Source organism: Pantoea sp. JZ29 (assembly GCF_035190385.1).
Taxonomy (GTDB): Bacteria; Pseudomonadota; Gammaproteobacteria; order Enterobacterales; family Enterobacteriaceae; genus Pantoea; species Pantoea stewartii.
In genome coordinates, this window is record NZ_CP045241.1 from 2,442,458 (window position 1) to 2,458,484 (window position 16,027).

Annotated in this window: 20 protein-coding genes and 1 pseudogene; 10 read left to right on the top strand and 11 right to left on the bottom strand. The window is 52.7% G+C overall.

Annotation, left to right across the window (positions count from 1 at the left end; translation table 11 throughout):
• Positions 1-6: 6 nt before the first annotated feature.
• The 3 genes from pdxH to uraH all read right to left on the bottom strand — a co-directional run bounded on the left by pdxH (position 7) and on the right by uraH (position 1,693).
• Positions 7-663 (bottom strand): pyridoxamine 5'-phosphate oxidase, encoded by a 657-nt coding sequence (gene pdxH, locus GC090_RS11315; RefSeq protein WP_033741468.1) that lies wholly within the window; start codon positions 661-663, stop codon positions 7-9.
• A 23-nt stretch (positions 664-686) separates the two neighbouring features.
• Positions 687-1,001, bottom strand: a complete 315-nt coding sequence (locus tag GC090_RS11320; protein ID WP_006119010.1) for an MliC family protein — start codon at positions 999-1,001, stop codon at positions 687-689.
• Positions 1,002-1,276: 275 nt separating this feature from the next.
• On the bottom strand, positions 1,277-1,693 hold the full coding sequence (uraH, locus tag GC090_RS11325) for a hydroxyisourate hydrolase (protein ID WP_006119009.1): 417 nt from the start codon (positions 1,691-1,693) through the stop codon (positions 1,277-1,279).
• A gap of 220 nt (positions 1,694-1,913) precedes the next feature.
• Here uraH and GC090_RS11330 point away from each other — a divergent pair, with 220 nt between their 5' ends.
• From GC090_RS11330 to ycgZ, 4 genes are all read left to right on the top strand, one after another.
• Complete coding sequence (locus GC090_RS11330; protein ID WP_033741212.1) at positions 1,914-2,147, top strand: YgdI/YgdR family lipoprotein; 234 nt, start codon at positions 1,914-1,916, stop codon at positions 2,145-2,147.
• A 31-nt stretch (positions 2,148-2,178) separates the two neighbouring features.
• Complete coding sequence (locus GC090_RS11335) at positions 2,179-2,406, top strand: YgdI/YgdR family lipoprotein (RefSeq protein WP_033741210.1); 228 nt, start codon at positions 2,179-2,181, stop codon at positions 2,404-2,406.
• Positions 2,407-2,969: 563 nt separating this feature from the next.
• Positions 2,970-3,239 carry a hypothetical protein gene (locus tag GC090_RS11340; protein ID WP_324019795.1) on the top strand — a complete coding sequence of 90 codons (270 nt, stop codon included), beginning with the start codon at positions 2,970-2,972 and terminating at the stop codon, positions 3,237-3,239.
• Positions 3,240-3,466: 227 nt separating this feature from the next.
• Positions 3,467-3,706: a regulatory protein YcgZ gene (ycgZ, locus tag GC090_RS11345; RefSeq protein WP_033741208.1), complete on the top strand. Its 240-nt coding sequence runs from the start codon at positions 3,467-3,469 to the stop codon at positions 3,704-3,706.
• A gap of 144 nt (positions 3,707-3,850) precedes the next feature.
• On the opposite strand, the gene GC090_RS11350 is transcribed toward ycgZ, so the two are convergent.
• From GC090_RS11350 to umuD, 5 genes are all read right to left on the bottom strand, one after another.
• The gene (locus tag GC090_RS11350) at positions 3,851-4,054 is read right to left on the bottom strand and encodes a hypothetical protein (RefSeq protein ID WP_033741206.1); all 204 of its coding nucleotides are present in this window, start codon (positions 4,052-4,054) and stop codon (positions 3,851-3,853) included.
• Between the two features lie 143 nt (positions 4,055-4,197).
• The gene (locus GC090_RS11355) at positions 4,198-4,839 is read right to left on the bottom strand and encodes a TetR/AcrR family transcriptional regulator (protein WP_369974372.1); all 642 of its coding nucleotides are present in this window, start codon (positions 4,837-4,839) and stop codon (positions 4,198-4,200) included.
• Positions 4,840-4,979: 140 nt separating this feature from the next.
• Positions 4,980-5,825, bottom strand: coding sequence for a glyoxalase III HchA (hchA, locus tag GC090_RS11360; RefSeq protein ID WP_033741201.1), 846 nt, complete (start codon positions 5,823-5,825; stop codon positions 4,980-4,982).
• A 127-nt stretch (positions 5,826-5,952) separates the two neighbouring features.
• Positions 5,953-7,218, bottom strand: coding sequence for a translesion error-prone DNA polymerase V subunit UmuC (gene umuC / locus GC090_RS11365; protein WP_033741199.1), 1,266 nt, complete (start codon positions 7,216-7,218; stop codon positions 5,953-5,955).
• Positions 7,219-7,220: 2 nt separating this feature from the next.
• On the bottom strand, positions 7,221-7,640 hold the full coding sequence (gene umuD / locus GC090_RS11370) for a translesion error-prone DNA polymerase V autoproteolytic subunit (protein ID WP_033741198.1): 420 nt from the start codon (positions 7,638-7,640) through the stop codon (positions 7,221-7,223).
• 663 nt (positions 7,641-8,303) lie between these two features.
• Here umuD and GC090_RS11375 point away from each other — a divergent pair.
• The gene (locus GC090_RS11375) at positions 8,304-8,591 is read left to right on the top strand and encodes a helix-turn-helix transcriptional regulator (protein WP_110267565.1); all 288 of its coding nucleotides are present in this window, start codon (positions 8,304-8,306) and stop codon (positions 8,589-8,591) included.
• Between the two features lie 213 nt (positions 8,592-8,804).
• On the opposite strand, the pseudogene GC090_RS11380 reads toward GC090_RS11375, so the two are convergent.
• A pseudogene (locus GC090_RS11380) lies at positions 8,805-9,670 on the bottom strand (LysR family transcriptional regulator).
• A 271-nt stretch (positions 9,671-9,941) separates the two neighbouring features.
• On the opposite strand from GC090_RS11380, the gene bla reads away from it, so the two are divergent.
• Positions 9,942-10,823 carry a class A beta-lactamase gene (gene bla, locus GC090_RS11385; protein ID WP_052133179.1) on the top strand — a complete coding sequence of 294 codons (882 nt, stop codon included), beginning with the start codon at positions 9,942-9,944 and terminating at the stop codon, positions 10,821-10,823.
• A 228-nt stretch (positions 10,824-11,051) separates the two neighbouring features.
• The gene (locus GC090_RS11390) at positions 11,052-11,840 is read left to right on the top strand and encodes a BPL-N domain-containing protein (protein ID WP_324019802.1); all 789 of its coding nucleotides are present in this window, start codon (positions 11,052-11,054) and stop codon (positions 11,838-11,840) included.
• 248 nt (positions 11,841-12,088) lie between these two features.
• Here the strand turns inward: GC090_RS11390 and GC090_RS11395 are convergent, their stop codons facing one another.
• Positions 12,089-12,313, bottom strand: coding sequence for a hypothetical protein (locus GC090_RS11395; RefSeq protein ID WP_110267569.1), 225 nt, complete (start codon positions 12,311-12,313; stop codon positions 12,089-12,091).
• Positions 12,314-12,902: 589 nt separating this feature from the next.
• Here GC090_RS11395 and GC090_RS11400 point away from each other — a divergent pair.
• Together GC090_RS11400 and GC090_RS11405 are read left to right on the top strand one after the other, a co-directional pair.
• Positions 12,903-13,160, top strand: a complete 258-nt coding sequence (locus GC090_RS11400) for a biofilm development regulator YmgB/AriR family protein (protein ID WP_033741464.1) — start codon at positions 12,903-12,905, stop codon at positions 13,158-13,160.
• A 237-nt stretch (positions 13,161-13,397) separates the two neighbouring features.
• Positions 13,398-14,255 (top strand): manganese catalase family protein, encoded by an 858-nt coding sequence (locus GC090_RS11405; RefSeq protein ID WP_039340546.1) that lies wholly within the window; start codon positions 13,398-13,400, stop codon positions 14,253-14,255.
• 46 nt (positions 14,256-14,301) lie between these two features.
• Here GC090_RS11405 and GC090_RS11410 read toward each other — a convergent pair whose 3' ends face one another.
• On the bottom strand, positions 14,302-15,270 hold the full coding sequence (locus GC090_RS11410; RefSeq protein ID WP_039340548.1) for a UV damage endonuclease UvsE: 969 nt from the start codon (positions 15,268-15,270) through the stop codon (positions 14,302-14,304).
• Positions 15,271-15,596: 326 nt separating this feature from the next.
• Between GC090_RS11410 and GC090_RS11415 the strand changes: the two genes are divergently transcribed.
• Complete coding sequence (locus GC090_RS11415; protein WP_072021692.1) at positions 15,597-15,773, top strand: con-10 family general stress protein; 177 nt, start codon at positions 15,597-15,599, stop codon at positions 15,771-15,773.
• The last annotated feature ends 254 nt before the right edge of the window (positions 15,774-16,027 follow it).

Here is a 16,027-nt window from a genome sequence, read left to right on the forward strand (position 1 = left end):
GCAGTTTTACGGGGCGAGTCGGTCAATTTTCCAGCCGTCGTTATCCCGTTGGTAGAGGAAACGATCGTGAAGGCGATGTTCACCCCCTTGCCAGAACTCCATGGTGTTAAATTTTACCCGATAGCCGCCCCAAAAACTGGGCAGCGGCACATCGCCCTGCTGGAATTTCTGCTTCAGTTCCAGAAACTTCGCTTCCAGCACACCGCGGGCAGAAATCCGGCTGGACTGACGCGAAACCCAGGCACCGATCTGGCTGTCACGCGGGCGGCTGCTGAAATATTTCAGGACGTCCAGCGGCGACAGTTTTTCGACTTCGCCCAGCACCATCACCTGGCGCTCCAGAAAATGCCACGGGAAATGCAGCGAAATACGCGGATTGTTGGCCAGATGTTGTGCTTTACGGCTGCCGAGGTTGGTATAAAACACCATGCCCTGTTCATCATAATGCTTCAACAGCACGATACGCTGATAAGGCTGGCCTTGCTCATCGACCGTGGCTACCGTCATGGCTGTAGGATCGGGCAATTGTGCCTCGCAGGCCTGCTTTAACCAGCTTTCGAACAGCGCCAGCGGATTATCCGGCAAATCGTTACGACGCAGACCACCGCGCGTGTATTCACGACGCAGGTGGGCAATGTTTTGCAGCATTTCATTGTCACTCATCATGCACACTCACTCAGATAACGTTAACCAGCCGGTTGCAGCTCGCAGTCATTCACGACGATTTTATCGTTGCGCTCAATAAAAGCACCGTTTCCTTTAGACCAGAAAACATACTGTCCGTCGCTGTAGCGGGCCCCCGAGGCAGAAACGGTTTGCGTCAGCGTCAGCGGTTTGCCATCCATGATAAAGCTGACCTGATCTTTAGCGTTATCCAGGGTGACGGTGAGCGGCAAGGTGCCACAGCGATAGTGTAACGTTTCTGGCGCGGGCGACGATTTGTGCATCAGGCTGCAGCCTGACAGCATGACCATGGCAACCACAGTTAATCCTTTTCGCATCAGCGATTCTCCTGTACGTAAAGCAGGCACAGCGCGCCCTGCTTTGTTCGGTATGAAGGTTCCGGCACCGGCAGGTTAACCGTTCCGGCACAGAGGGGCAATTTAACCGATGATCGCACCCGTAGCAGCAAAAGTTTTTTTGTCCGGGCGTGGGAAGGTGAAGACTGCAAAGCCAGGGTTTGGTCGGGAAAACGCGACATCGCGCGGCGATGACCAGGGCGGAGGGGGCGAAAGAGACCGGCAACACCCGGGTATTCAGGCGTTGCCGGTGAGGATTAATTACCGCGATAGGTAGAATAGCCGTACGGGCTCAGCAGCAATGGAATATGGTAATGCGATTCACTTTTGTCCATGTGAAATATCACCGGAATTTCCGGGAAAAAGGACGCGTGCTGAACCTTCTGATAATAATCTCCCGTTTTAAATACAACTTTATAATCGCCCGTTTCATATTGTTTATCTGTCGGGAATAGTGCACTAATTCTGCCGTTTTTATCGGTTACCCCTGAGGAAAGCTTAACCCACTTGCCCTGTTCTTTATGTTCGAGGTCAACAGAAATACCGGGAGTCGGCGTGCCGGTCTCCAGATTTAATACGTGTACACTCAGCGGATTCTTCATCGCGGTTGTTTCTGCCGCACAAGCAACGGAACCCATTAATAACGCTGCAACTGCACCCATTTGCCATTTCATTCTCGATTCCTTTTTTTCGTTAACCTGTCAACGAGCGTAAAGGGCCGCAGACTAAATACCAAACCGCAGGCGCTAAATGTGAAATTTCTGAGAGGCATAAATACGCTTTAGCTATTCGCGCTTTTTCTGCGCAAGTGCGTTTATTGTTTCGCTCACCGCCCTGCAAAATTCTCAAAAGCGACTATGCTGTTTAATTCAAGGTCCACTTCAAGGAGATGAAATGCATACTAAATCCCTGTCAGCTGCCGTTTTGCTTGCCCTCTCTCTGGCAACGTTAGCCGGTTGTTCTTCCAACCAGTCCATTAAAACGTCAGATGGCCGTACAATAGTGACCGATGGTAAGCCTCAAATTGACAGCGATACGGGGCTGGTGTCCTATCGTGACGCCCAGACAGGCAAAACCGAACAAATTAATCGCGATCAGATCAGCAATATGAGTGAACTTGATAACTAACGGACTCAATCACAGAAATAAGGTGGATAATATGAAGAAGACTCTGATTTTACCGCTGGCAGTTTTGATCGGCATGACCGCATTAACAGGTTGTACCCGCACAAGCTACGCTATTCATACCAACGATGGCCGCACTATTATCAGCGACGGTAAGCCGTCTGAATCTGATGCCGGTTTACTGGGTTATACCGATGCCAATGGTGTGAAACAGCAGATCAATAAAGCGGACGTTAAAGCCGTTTCCGAAGTGCCAAAATAACAGCGTTGCCGCCTGATCAGGGCGGCTTTTTTATTTCCTGCCGCCTCTTCATTGCTTCACCCTCTCAATATCTTTTTATCCGGAAATAACGGTTCGTCGTAAACAGTGTAATAACGACTTACACGGCATGATCATGGCTCATATATCCTTTTGTCTTTCTGACGCAGGCGCTCGCCTGTTATGGCCTTTTTCGTTCCTTCTCACTTTGCTTTGTGACAACACAAAAACATTAGCATCTCTTTCTTATGTACATTTTATTTACAGCGTCAGGTTGCGGTCCGGAATGCCGCTGACGGCCAGGTCACCGTGTCAGGGACCTATCGTAATTTCAGGCCAGTTTGCCACTATCTAGTGGTTTAATCACTTCAATTCTGGCGGATAAAACGGGTCTGTATAAATTTTCGCTCGCTTATTAAGGTGTTAGCCTGCGGTATGAAAGTTCACTGTTTTTAATGTTTTCTTTGATAGGTATCACCGAATGAAATCACACTATCGCTATTCATTCCTTTTACTAAACTAATCACTGGGTCGACGACATTCTCACTCACTCTCAGGAGGTGCATATGAATTTTCACGATGAGGCTACCGGTCATAAGATTATTGGTGAAGCTGCGGTGAACCTGGCACTACAGAATGAGGAGATCACGGTGGTTTCACTGATTCGCCAGCTCAGCACGATGGCGGACCATGAAAGCGACGATGAGCGCGTGCTCCTGATCGCCGATGCGCGTAAATGGCTGAAAAGCTTTATTAACGTGGCCACGCGCGAGCGGGCCGAACTCAACTGGATGGTAGTAACGGGCCAGGTTCCCGCCAATGTGATCGAGCATTAACGCTGACAGGTTAATGCGATACCGCGCTTCGCGGACGCCGGATGCGTCCGCGTTTACTGCGTGCCAGCTGTCTGTATTCTCTCTGTGTCCGCTTTCCGCCCTTCTCTCTGTCCCCGCCTGAATCGCGCCGCACGCTTTTTCTGCGAAAATAGCTGTACAAGTTTTATTTTATTGTATAACTTTACGCTACTTTCAACTGACTACTTTTGAACCACCCGAGAACCTCTATGCAACGCAATCATCGCTTACCGCAGAGCGCCGACGATATCTCCCGCTATTTTTCTGCGGCGGGTCTCCCTTCACAGCAGGAAATGCTGGGGCAAATCGTGGTAGATATTTTACGCGCCGGCCAGAACGTGAACCGTAAGTCTATCTGCACTAAACTGCTGCGCCGTCTTGAGCTGTCAGCCAGTCAGGAAGAAGAGCGCCTTTGCCGTGAACTGATTGGGTTGCTGTTTGGTCGTTAAGACGGCCAGTGACTGCCGTGACGGGACGGGGCATCGTTGCGAAGCCGTTGCGGCCTTTTCGCTGCTGCTGCTGGCATTATTGTTGCTGCTGTCGTTACTGTGACGTGACGGCCATACAGGCTTCCTTGCTTCAGCCCATCGTCATTAATGGAGTTTATGCGCGAGGATACGGATAGCCTCTTCGCAGGTCTGTCGGGTCGTTTTACAGCTTGTCTGGAGACTTTGCTGGTGCAACGCACCAATAATTTCCTGCAGTGTGAGCGTTTTACCCGGCTGCAGGATGCCTGACACAACGCGCCCTAAAAGCGCGTGAATCTCTTCACCGATGTTTGCCCTGTCATGTTTCACGCATAATCCTCAAATTTTACTTTTTCTGTAACAGCAAAGTGTTTTAGAGAAGGCACACTGTGCCTGTGTCTGGCAGCCCATGGGTGACCGGCCGCCCTGCATGGATGACATAAGGGAATATTTACTTCCTAAATGAGCAAAGATTAATCCAGGATTTTCAGGGCCAGCGCAATCGTAGCCTGTTCATCGTGTACATCCGCCACCTTGCCGGTAACACGCATACCAAAGGCAATACGCAAAATCAGTCCTGCAGCCGTCTCCACATCCAGGTCGCGCCTGATGGAGCCATCATGCTGCCCTTCCTGCAAAAGTGACATCAGAAAGGCCTTATTGCGGAAGATAACCTGTGTAACCTGTTGGGACAGCTCCGCATCCAGCACCTGTAATTCAATAGCACTGCCTACGACCAGACAGCCGGTGCGCCCTTCCGTTGACCGGGAAGAATCCAGATAAAACTGGAGTAGTTCACTTAACTTTGCGCGGCCGGTCGAAAAGCGGGCCAGGCGTCCGCGCAGATCCTCGTTGCGGACCGTGATGTAACGCTGAAAAACCAGCAGGAACAACGATCGCTTGTCCTGAAACGCTTTGTAGATACTACCGACAGAAAGCTGCATTGCCTCACTCAAATCGTTAAGCGAGGCGGCATGATATCCTTTCTGCCGGAACACGATCATCGCCTGGTCCAGAGCCTGTTCGATATCAAATTCTCTGGGCCTGCCGCGTTCTTTTTGTTTATTCGCTGTGGATTGTTGGCTGCTCATGACGACCAGTTTGAGAGGCTGCATTTCCGACATTACCCGGAAACGATAGGCAGAACGATTGTATCTCAGGCACCGGGTGCAAGTACACCCGAATCCCACCCCGGCGCATCGTCTGCACAAAGTGCGGTGCAGGCGATGCCGTGGTGGGATAAAAAGCAGACCGATCAGGCGTTGGCTTTAAGCAGCTCGTCTGCCGCCAGTTTACCGAGCGCGTTCGCCGCAAAGGGACTGTCGCCCGTCAGTACCCGGCGATCTTTATGCACGGTCCCTTTAATATCGCTGTTCACCAGCGTCAGTCCCATGGCCTGAAGTTTCTCTCCGAAGAACCAGGTTAACTGTCCCGGCATGTAGCCGATATCTGGTGTTTGTTTGTCGGTCGCATCGGGGAAGGCGCAAATTTTATAGCCATTAAGCGGATTGTCGCCTTTGTCCAGAGCAAGAAAGGCGGCCGGGCCATGGCACAGCGAAATCAGGTGACGATCGTTGGCCAGCGTCCAGCGGATCACCTCAGCGACGGCTTCACTTTCGGGCAGCCCTATCAGCGCGCCGTGACCGCCCGGAATAAAGACGCCTGCGTACTCTGACCGGGGCGTCAGTGACTGAACGACAGCGTTCAGCGTCAGCGGGGAACGAAACAGCGACAGGCAGTGATTGTAAAAGCCAATGACCACCTCATCCTGCTGGGGCATCGCCCAGTGTTCAAACTTCACCATCTGTCCGGACAACGTCGCCACATCAAACTGGAAACCGGCCTGATACAGGTGATACATCGGAAGCAGCGTCTCAATCGGATGGTTACCGGTGGAAAACAGGGTGTCGTTATCAAGCGGCAGATAGCGCTCGTCGGTGCAGATCACCAGGACCTTTTTATTCCCTGAATACGGCTGGGGATAGTCGGCATCACCGAGATCAGATGTGGGGCGGGTGAACTGGTCAAGTGAGTAGGCAGAAGGAAAAAAGGCGTTATGTTCGGCCCGATCTGCCACCGGCGATTTACTGAGTTCTGACATGACAAAGCTCTCCTTAAGGGGATGGATACCTGTTTTAGCCTAGACCACAACGCCAGATTTAAACCGAGCGGCAGCCCAAACGGCCCCCTTATAAGAGCATTCTGTTGCTGTCATCCCTGACCGCGCCTTACTTCACCACCGGCAGATCGCTGATGCGCGTGGTATAAGCCGGCGACAGCATTTCGCGCTTCATCGCCCAGCGCTTCTCTGTCCCCTGTCCGGCGAACCACATTTTCCCCTTGCCCGCTTTGTGGATCTGATCGATAACCTGCATCAGATCGTTACGGCCCGGGTTGACCGGTCGCTCATCAAACAAATCCAACTGAGTCACGCCGTGGTCAAAGAAGTCGCTCAGGACAACGCCCGCTTTGATATAGCGGTGGCCCGCGATCCAGATGTAGTCCAGCATGTCGGTCGCCACCCGGATAATGTCGCGCGTATCGTGCGACGGCGTCAGTAACTGACCAGTGGCCTGATTGCCGTAAAAGTTTTCACCAACGGCATGGGGGCTGGTGCGCAGAAACACCCCGATTTGTCGGCAGTACTGTTTTTCTTTCCGCAGTTTTTCGGCGGCACGTTCGGCATAGGTACAGACTGCCTCACGCACCTGTGCATAGTCTGAAAGACGGCTACTGAAAGAACGTGAGCACATGATCTGCTGTTTGGTGGGTTCGAGGGCTTCTAAATCCTGACAGGGTTCACCGCATAATTCTCTGACCGTGCGTTCCAGCACCACGCTGAAATTCTTACGAATCAGGCTGGGACGCTGACGCGCCAGGTCTGCGGCCGAGGTTATCCCCATCTCCTCAAGCCGCTGGCTGAGACGGCGGCCAACGCCCCAAATATCCTTGACCGACACCTTCGCCAGCAGTTTTTGCTGGCGCACCGGATCGGACAGATCGACCACACCGTTGGTGTAGCCCGCCCATTTTTTGGCCGCAAAATTCGCCAGCTTCGCCAGCGTCTTGGTAGGGGCAATCCCGACACAGACGTTAAGATGAATTTCTTTTTTGATGCGTTTTTTAATCTGGTGCCCCAGGGTATCAAGCGACATGCAGTGGCTGACGCCGGTTAAATCCAGAAAGGCCTCATCAATCGAATAAATTTCTACCGACGGGGCCATTTCCTCCAGTAGCGTCATGACCCGGGTGCTCATATCCGCATACAGCGCATAGTTAGAGCTAAAGACCTGCACGTTATGGCGGGCAATGATTTCTCTCATTTTAAAAAACGGCACGGCCATGGTGACGCCAAGGGCTTTGGCCTCGGCATTACGCGCAATCACACAGCCATCGTTGTTGGAGAGCACAATAATGGGCTTGCCCTTGAGATCCGGTCGAAACACCGTTTCACAGGAGGCATAAAAATTGTTCACATCGACCAGCGCAAACATGATTAATAAACCGACTTGATCACATAGGTCACAACGCCAAACACTTCGAGCGCGTCTTCTGTGCTAATCACAATGGGTTTGAACTGACGGTTCATTGGCATCAGTTGCAGGCAGGGCTGAAGCTGAAGCCGCTTGACGGTAAATTCGCCCTCAATCGCGGCCACCACAATATCGCCATGAGAAGCCACCAGTGCGCTGTCCACCACCAGCATATCGCCGTCGTTAATGCCCGCTCCGGACATCGATTCTCCACTGACGCGCACAAAGTATGTCGAACTGGGATGCTGAACGATGAGCTTGTTCAAATCAATCCGCTGCTCAACGTAGTCCTGCGCCGGAGACGGAAAACCGCACGGCACCCGCTCGACAAACAGCGGTAATTGCAAAGGCGTGCTCACTTTTGCTGGCCTGATAAATTCCATATTCACCTCTCACGCCAAATTACTGTATATAATTACAGTAATCGCGATCTGCCAGTGCGATCAAGCGAAACCGGAGAGGTTTATGTAAACCAGTTGATGTGGATGGATATTTTTTTCTGCCCTTTTCACCGCCTTATGACAGGCCTGTGCAGCCATTAACCGTACCGGTTGTTTTTTCGCCGGCGCATGCAGAATTCTTCTCTTCGCTGAACGGATGTTTAAAAAGCACGGAACGCTGCCCGTTAGCGGCGCGTATTTATTCGCCGCACAATCCGGGCGGAAATAATGCTGACAGCGTTAGCAACATCAATCGGCTAAGCGTACAAGCGGCGCGCAGACGATAACGGAAATAAACAACCGCCTGACCGTGCATAGTGATAAAAATAGCCCTAAGCAAGTCCGAAAAAGGCGTCAAAATAGCAGGCGATAAACGGGGTCTGATTTGCCAGCGCTGTTTCACGCTGCACGCTCGCCCTTTATGACGGGAAAATCACTACAGCCGATCTTTTTTGCAAAAATGAAGACAGGATCGCCGGATACAACGTTCATCTTTTGTGATGTGAACGTGTCTCATCTGGATTAAAAGCGATAATAATCATATAATTAAAAAAATAAGATAACGTGAAATGATTTATACTGTGATATCCAACACGTTTGCCTATCATGCCTGCATTACCGCCGAACACGGCTATCACCATGGCATTGAAAAAAGCATTGAGAGGCAGAATAAAAATGGAATTGAAAAGTACACAGGGAAAAAAGGTCTATTTAACCGAGCAGGAACTTTCTTTAAGCTGGCTTTTTATGACCGGTATGACGGTTAACCAGATCGCGTACCAGATGGCTTCACCTGTACACGTCATCTATTATCTTAAGCAAAAAATCATGCAGAAAGTAGGCGTGAGAAATAACAGTGAGTTTATCCTCTGGCTGATTCATCTCAGAAAATAAAAAACGTCGCGCTGTTTTGCCCGCATGGCAGGATAATACGTTGCCTCCGCCCGCGTGATGAATACGCACAATGTCCGCGCAGGCATCATCGGTTAACCCTGCGCCGTCATCATGCCGGGATAACGTCACCGCGCGCCTGACTCGCCCTGCGCTTTCCGCCGGCAACCGTAACCTGAGCGGCGTGTGGGGCGCATGGGCTTGTGACCGATCCGGTCAGCCATTTACCTGCTGCCTTATCCATTCGCGAAATATCTCCATCGATGGCGTCAGCGTTTTTGATCGCAGCCAGGTTAACCAGTAGCCACCGACATCAATCTCAATGTCAAAAGGCCGCACCAGGATGCCCGCCTCCAGCTCCCGCTGAAACATGCAGAACGGCACCAGCGCGACACCGCCCGTCTGAACAGCTGCCTCGACCATCAGCCGCGAGGAGTCGAAAACCGGACCAGTCATTCTGGGGGCGTGATGTTTGCCGCAGTGAACCAGTTGCCCCACTCATCCGCGCGATAAGAACGCAGCAGCGTTTCCCGTAACAGATCGCCGGGCTGCTGCAGCCGACGGGCGATATCCGGCCGACAAAGCGCAGTCAGCGGTGCGGTAAACAGCGGTTCGTTGTGCGTTGCAGGCCAGGCCCCCGTTCCAAAGCGAATGGCATAATCAATGCCTTCGCCCGCCAGATTCACGACGTTATTATGGGTGCGCACGTTCACTTCCAGCGCAGGATGCTGCTGATGAAAGGCATCCAGACGCGGCAGCAGCCAGCCCAGCGCAAAGGTCCCGACACAGGCGAGGGTCATCACTTCGCGGTATTCACCCCCTTCAAACCGGCGCCAGGCTTTTTCAAGCTGGGTGAACGCCTCGGACACCTCGGCAAACAGCAGTCGGGACTCGTCCGTCATCTCCAGTCCACGCGGTAAGCGCCGGAATAACGTCACGCCCAGCCGCTCTTCAAGTAGCCTGACCTGCTGGCTCACGGCTGCCTGCGAGACGAAAAGTGCCATACCTGCGTGAGTAAAATTCAGGTACCGGGCCGAAGCATAAAAGGCCCGGAGTGCATTAAGCGGAACATCATTTTTCATTGTTAACCCCAGAAATTCTTTTGGCTTCTCTCAAATTATCTCGCTTGTCGATAATTTGAAATCCCTTACTCTTTCCCTCGTCACACTTTTGACAGGCGATATGTCCCGCAATAACGCGACCTTCGTGTAATAACGGGGGCATCAGGTGGCAGAAACTGACATAAGTTTCACGAGGGGCGCATTTCACACGTTTCGCTCAGTACGCGCCGCTTCCTGAGGCGGTGAGGTGCCGGGTATGTCTGAATGCAGATACACATTAACGGAGGTTTATATGGCTACGGCTCCCCGGCTGCGCATCTGTGCAGCGGCAACCCTACTGGCGCTGGCGGTCCCTTTTGTCGCCGAGGCCCATTTCAATGACGCATTGTTAGCGCAACCTGTCCGGCAGCTGGAACACGCCGCAGGCGGACGCTTAGGCGTGGCGGCGATCGACACCGGTGATGGTTCTGTTTTTACTTATCGTGGTAACGAACGTTTTCCCCTTTGCAGCACCAGTAAAGTCTTTACGGTGGCGGCCATTCTGAAGAAAGCGGAAACCGCACAAGGCCTGCTGAATGAAAACATCGCGATTCGTCACGCCGACCTGGTGAATTACAACCCCGTGACCGAAAAACAGGTGGGCGGCACGATGACCGTGGCAGAACTCAGTGCGGCGGCCTTGCAGTACAGCGACAACGCGGCGATGAATAAACTGCTGACGCACCTTGGCGGGCCGCATGCCGTGACCGCCTTCGCCCGCAGCATCGGCGATAACACGTTTCGTCTCGATCGAACCGAGCCCACGCTTAATACCGCTATTCCGGGTGATACACGTGATACAACCTCACCGACAGCGATGGCGCAGAGCCTGCAAAAACTGGTTTTAGGCACGGCGCTGGCACCTGCTCAACGCCAGCAGTTAGCCGACTGGATGAAGGGCAATACAACCGGCACCTACAGCATACGTGCGGGTCTGCCTGCTGACTGGGTGGTCGCGGATAAAACCGGCAGCGGTGATTACGGCACCACCAACGACATCGCCGTGATCTGGCCACCGCATCATGCCCCGCTGGTGCTGGTGACCTACTACACGCAGACCGACAAACACGCGGCCTCGCGTAAGGATGTGCTGGCCAGCGCCGCAAAAATTATCGCCTCAGGTTATGAAAACTAAGCGACCGTAACGGCGTTAACACGTGATATGGCCTGTCTGTACGGGCTGTATCACGCCGCTGAAAAGCTTTGTCAGGTTAATAAACCCGTTGACAGGCATCCGTCACTTCCCTAAATTGAGCGCTTGCTCAAGTCGCCGGTTTACCGCCAGTACGCCTGCCTGAGCACAGGCGACTGGCCGGGATTACGCCGTGCATACCCACGTTATTTAACCGACAGGAAATAACCTATGAGGCTGGCTTATCATGCAATCCTTCGCCCCCGTAACGGAAGACTGACCGCCCTGCTGCTTGCCTTAAGCCTGGTGCCCGGCGCGGTGCTGGCTGTCCCGCCGCCGCTGAACATCGCCGTTTATCGCGGCGCGGCAGGATGTGACGGCTGTTCGGAAATGGTGATGAAATCGCTCCACGGCCTCACCCGGCCGGTTCGCACAACGTACATCGGCGAGCATGAAACGCTCAGGCTGACGGCACAGAACCTGCGTCAGTTTGATCTCTATATTCAGCCTGGCGGCGGTCAGGATATTCCCGCGGCTTATGCCGCACTGGGAGAGGAAGGCGTCCGGGCTATTCGACAGTTTGTTCGCAGCGGCAAGGGGTTTCTGGGCCTTTGCATGGGGGCCTACCTGGCAGACAGTCAGTGGCTGGGGCTGATTAGCTCACCGCTGGAATCGGAAGTGGGCCGTCCAGGCTCGGGCATTGCTGATGAGGGCGATTACACGATTCGCGTTGACTGGCAGCGTCAGCCAACGCGGTTCTATTATCAGGACGGTCCGTACCTTGAGGGCAATCAAGCCCGGGATGGTTTTACCCCTCTGGCCTTTTACCGGAATGGTGACGTCGCTATCGCCCGCTATACGTATGGAAAAGGCACGGTTGTGTTAACCGGACCGCATCCGGAAGCCGACGAGAGCTGGATGGGCCAGGCAGACGGCGGTAAAGACGGCGTTGACACCACGCCCCAGGCAAAAATGTCCCGCCTGTTGGCCGGGTTTGATAACACCCGCCGCGTGCCTTAAGCCCGCACTGCGTGAGTGTCCGTGGCCGGGCGGCGTGGTCCTGTCGTGGCGGTACCGCTTTTCCTGTACGCGATGTGAGCGGCATCCGGCTCGCTGCGTAGCTGTCTGTCGTGAATATAACCGGGAGATCCGGCTGGCGGACAGCTGACGCTCACGTTCCTTAATCCGCCCTGCGCCCGCCAGGTCGCCGAGCCTGACGGCTGGCACGTGAAGGCAATCAGCGTCGCGCATCCCGTCAGGCAGGGAGATTACACGGTGCTGTCGGCCTCCAGCGCATCCTGAATCGCATCCGCCAGATTGGCAATTTCGTTTGCCACGGCCTGCAAATCCCAGGCTGCTTTAGAGCCATTCGCTGACGTCGAGGCGCTGACTGACTCTTTTGCCACTGCCAGCGCCGCCGCAACGGCGACCGTACGTTTGTGTTGTTCCTGCGTCATGCCCGCGGGCGGCAGTGAAAAATAGTCGTTAACCATTATCATGTCCTTGTGATTCAAGAGGCGTAAACCTTAACGCCCTGCGCGTTCATAAGAAAGTAAATTATGACCACGGCTCCCGACAGATTCACACGGCGCTTCCAGGCAACGCGCCCGCCCCGGCCTGTTTGCAGAGTTCACCTGCCAGACGCGGTTCCCCGTCTGAGCTCAGGGGTTATTGGCCTGCCATGTCGACGTTGCCGCCAGGGAGGACGCTGCCGCACACAGCACGCGTGACAGTGATCCGTTCCCGCGTCGCCTGTACAACCCGGCCCGCTCAGAAAAGTCATCTTGTACAAGGTTGTACAACTTTCCAAAGAGGCGCCGCGCAGAGGGTACCCTCAATAATCCCTTAAAAATCAACAGCAAATGTTAATGCTTTTAGATTTTATGTTGCAATAAGCGCCGAAAAGTCATCCGACCACTTAAAATTTTATACAAAAAATTGTACAAACTTGGTTTTTTTGTATAACTTTACGGCGTGATGTTAAGTCACTTGTAACGAAAGGTGCTTTGCACCGCATCTGAAGGTGAGTGGATTTCCACCTTCAGATGCAAAATTTTTCTTTCTAACGATTTTGAGGCCATGATGCAAACGACAACGAATACTGAGTCTCAGATTTCAGACTATTTCATGAACGCGGGTGCCCATTTCACCAGCGAAAAAGATGTGATTGCCGAAACCTGGTCAGAGCTTGCTGCCTATAAGGCTCACGTTTCTGAAAAAGACATCGTGCTGGGTTTGATCCACAAACTCGAATGTGAAACCGATGTGACCATGCAGGATATCTATCGTCAGGCCCTGGAGATTGTGCTTCAGCGTACGCCGGGCGATGTCCGTTTTTGATAAGTTGTGATGAAACGCTAATTAGCATGGATGCTTTGCCTTCCCTAAAAATTCGCCCCTGATTCAGGGGCTTTTTTTTTATTTTTTTTCAGCTTACCTCGCCTCTCCTTTCGCGGTAAATCAACAGGTTAAACGCAGCGGCGATGAAGAAAACCTACCTCGCTGCGCTTTATTTCTCTGGCATTCATGACCAGGCTTTTGGCTGTTGATCGATTCCTCACTAACCAGGAGATAACCATGTTTCATCACTCATCAAAGCTGCAGTACCCCGTGCGAGTAGAGAAACCCGATCCTGAATTCGCCATGTTACTCCAGCAAGCCATTGGCGGCGTGGAAGGCGAAATACGTGTGGCAATGCAGTACTTCTTCCAGGCCATGGGCGCACGCGGCGATGCGCGGATCAAAGATCTTCTTATCTCTACGGCAACTGAAGAACTGAGCCATATTGAGATGCTGGGCCATGCGGTGGCCCTCAACCTGGAGGGCGCACCCCTTTCTTATCAGGAAGCCTCGGCAAAAGATCCCGTGGTGAATGCGATTCTCGGCGGAATGAATCCCCGTCATATCCTGTCATCAGGGCTGGCTGCCCTGCCGGTGAATGCGAACGGCATGCCTTTTGACATGAGCCATATATACGCGTCCGGCAATGTGGCGGCCGATATGCTGGCAAACGTGACGGCTGAAGCCACTGGCCGGGTACTGGCGACGCGCCTGTACAATTTGACTGAGGATAAAGGCATGAAGGATTTCCTGTCTTTCCTGATTGCCCGCGACACGATGCACCAGCAGCAGTGGCTGGCGGTAATCGAAGATTTAGGCGGCCTGGATGCGTCGCTGCCCATCCCGGACAGTTTCCCACAGGAAGGGGAAGCGCAGGAACATGCTTACTACTGCCTGAATACCTCACTGGATAAACCGTTGCCGAAAGGCCGCTGGAGTGAAGGCCCCTCCTTCGACGGTCGCGGTGAGTTTAGCGCGAAAGAGCAGCCGGATATTTTAGGAGAAGAGCCGCTGCTGGGGAATGCCCGCCCCGGTTCCGGTGCTCAGCAGGCACAAATCGAAGGTGGCGTTCCGCCACTGAAAAAGGGATTGTGATGATCTGAAGGGCCACCGGCCCTTCTTTTTTTGCCCGCCGGCCCTGTCAGGCCACCAGCCTGTGACTTTTTGCCTGCGTGTAAAGCGTTTCTCTGGCCAGGTTCTTCATTTTCACTTCGCACATAATGTCGAAATCGCTAAACGACAATGCCCAGTCATTGAGCGTCGCGTTGAAATAATAATCGGAGTGCGCCCGCAGTTTGGTTTTTGGCACCGCCAGTTGCTGCTGATCGGGGAACCCCTTCTCAGGGATAAGGCCCTCCTGCGAAATGGAATAGTGCAATACTGGCCGTACCCCACGCCAGGACTCTGTAATTTGGGCAATACGAACATCATCGGCCTGAATAAACTGATTCTCTTTCACCCAGTGATGATGAATGTCTAACACGACGGGACACAATGCACGGGCCTGAAGCACGTCGTCCAGCGAACAGGATATCTCATCATTTTCTACCGTCAGCATCAGGCGGGCTTCGGGACTGAGACGGTGAAAGGCCTGTTTAAACCCGTCAAAACCCCGTTTGCCATTCATATGGATGTTGATTTTAAAATCCTGAAAGGTTTTGCCGTAGCCCATCAGGCAGGCGCACAGGGCATGGTATTCCACATCTTCCAGCGCGCGGGTTACTACATCAGGATTGTCTGACGCCAGCACGCTGTACTGTCCCGGATGGAATGACAGACGAATGTTATGCTGTCTGGCCAGTTCACCGCAGCGGGCAAAAAGCGGATACAGTTCCGGCAAAAAACGGGCAAACAGGGGTTTTGCTTCTGGCACGGTGTACAGCGGCAGTAAATCGCTGCCAATGCGCATCATTCTTAACGCATCAGGCTGTGTCGCTATCGCCTCCAGCGTTAAATACAGATTCTGCAAATTAGTTTGCGCGATCTCATAAAGCAGTGCGCTGCCCTGCGCCTTATCCAGGCTGAGAAAACGTGTCCGGGTGGTGGCGCGAAAGGGAAAGAACTGCTTGCCGTCCGCATTTAAGTACTTGCATGCAAAGCCTAATTTCATAGTCACTCCTGAAAGGTATTCAGAAAGTGTAACAGCTAATTTTTAACTCGCCATTTTGACCAATTTTATCAATAGGTTAATGACCATCTTTCCAGGTAATGCTTCATTAAACCCATTCTGACAGTGGGTGAACGATAAGCGTCACTCATCCCGTCACAGCCGCTCACCCGTAACAGAATATTACTTACTGATTTTTCGGGAAATAACTTACGAAAGCCGCAAAAAGTCTGCGCGTGCAGAGTGGCATAATTTCCTGTAACAACTAAAATGACAGTGTGACTAGCTAGTCCTTTTTATCTTACGGAACACTGATATGAGGTCTGACTATGACACAACAGAAATACAGAGGTGGAGCCGGAAATTTTGCTAACGATCCTGATCGCGCCAGTGAAGCTGGCAGTGCAGGAGGCAAAGCCAGCGGAGGTAATTTCAGGAACGATCCTGAAAGAGCCAGGGAGGCCGGTCGGAAAGGCGGCAAAACCAGCCGACGCACGTCTAAGTAGTTCTGAGTAAGGCGCCTTAAGGAAGGACGACGCCATGGACTGGCACTTTTCCTCTGTCAGTTCCCCTTTTATCCGCTCTGCACACTATCACCGGCTCTGCTTTGTCTTTTGTCTGACTCAATCACATCGCCCTTTACCTTAATAAGCGCAGCAGTATAACGCTATGCGTAAAATACCGTATCGCCAGCAAAGTGCGTTAATCACGAGAGGCGACCTGTTTCAGAAAATACCGCATGAAAAATAAACGTGCGGCG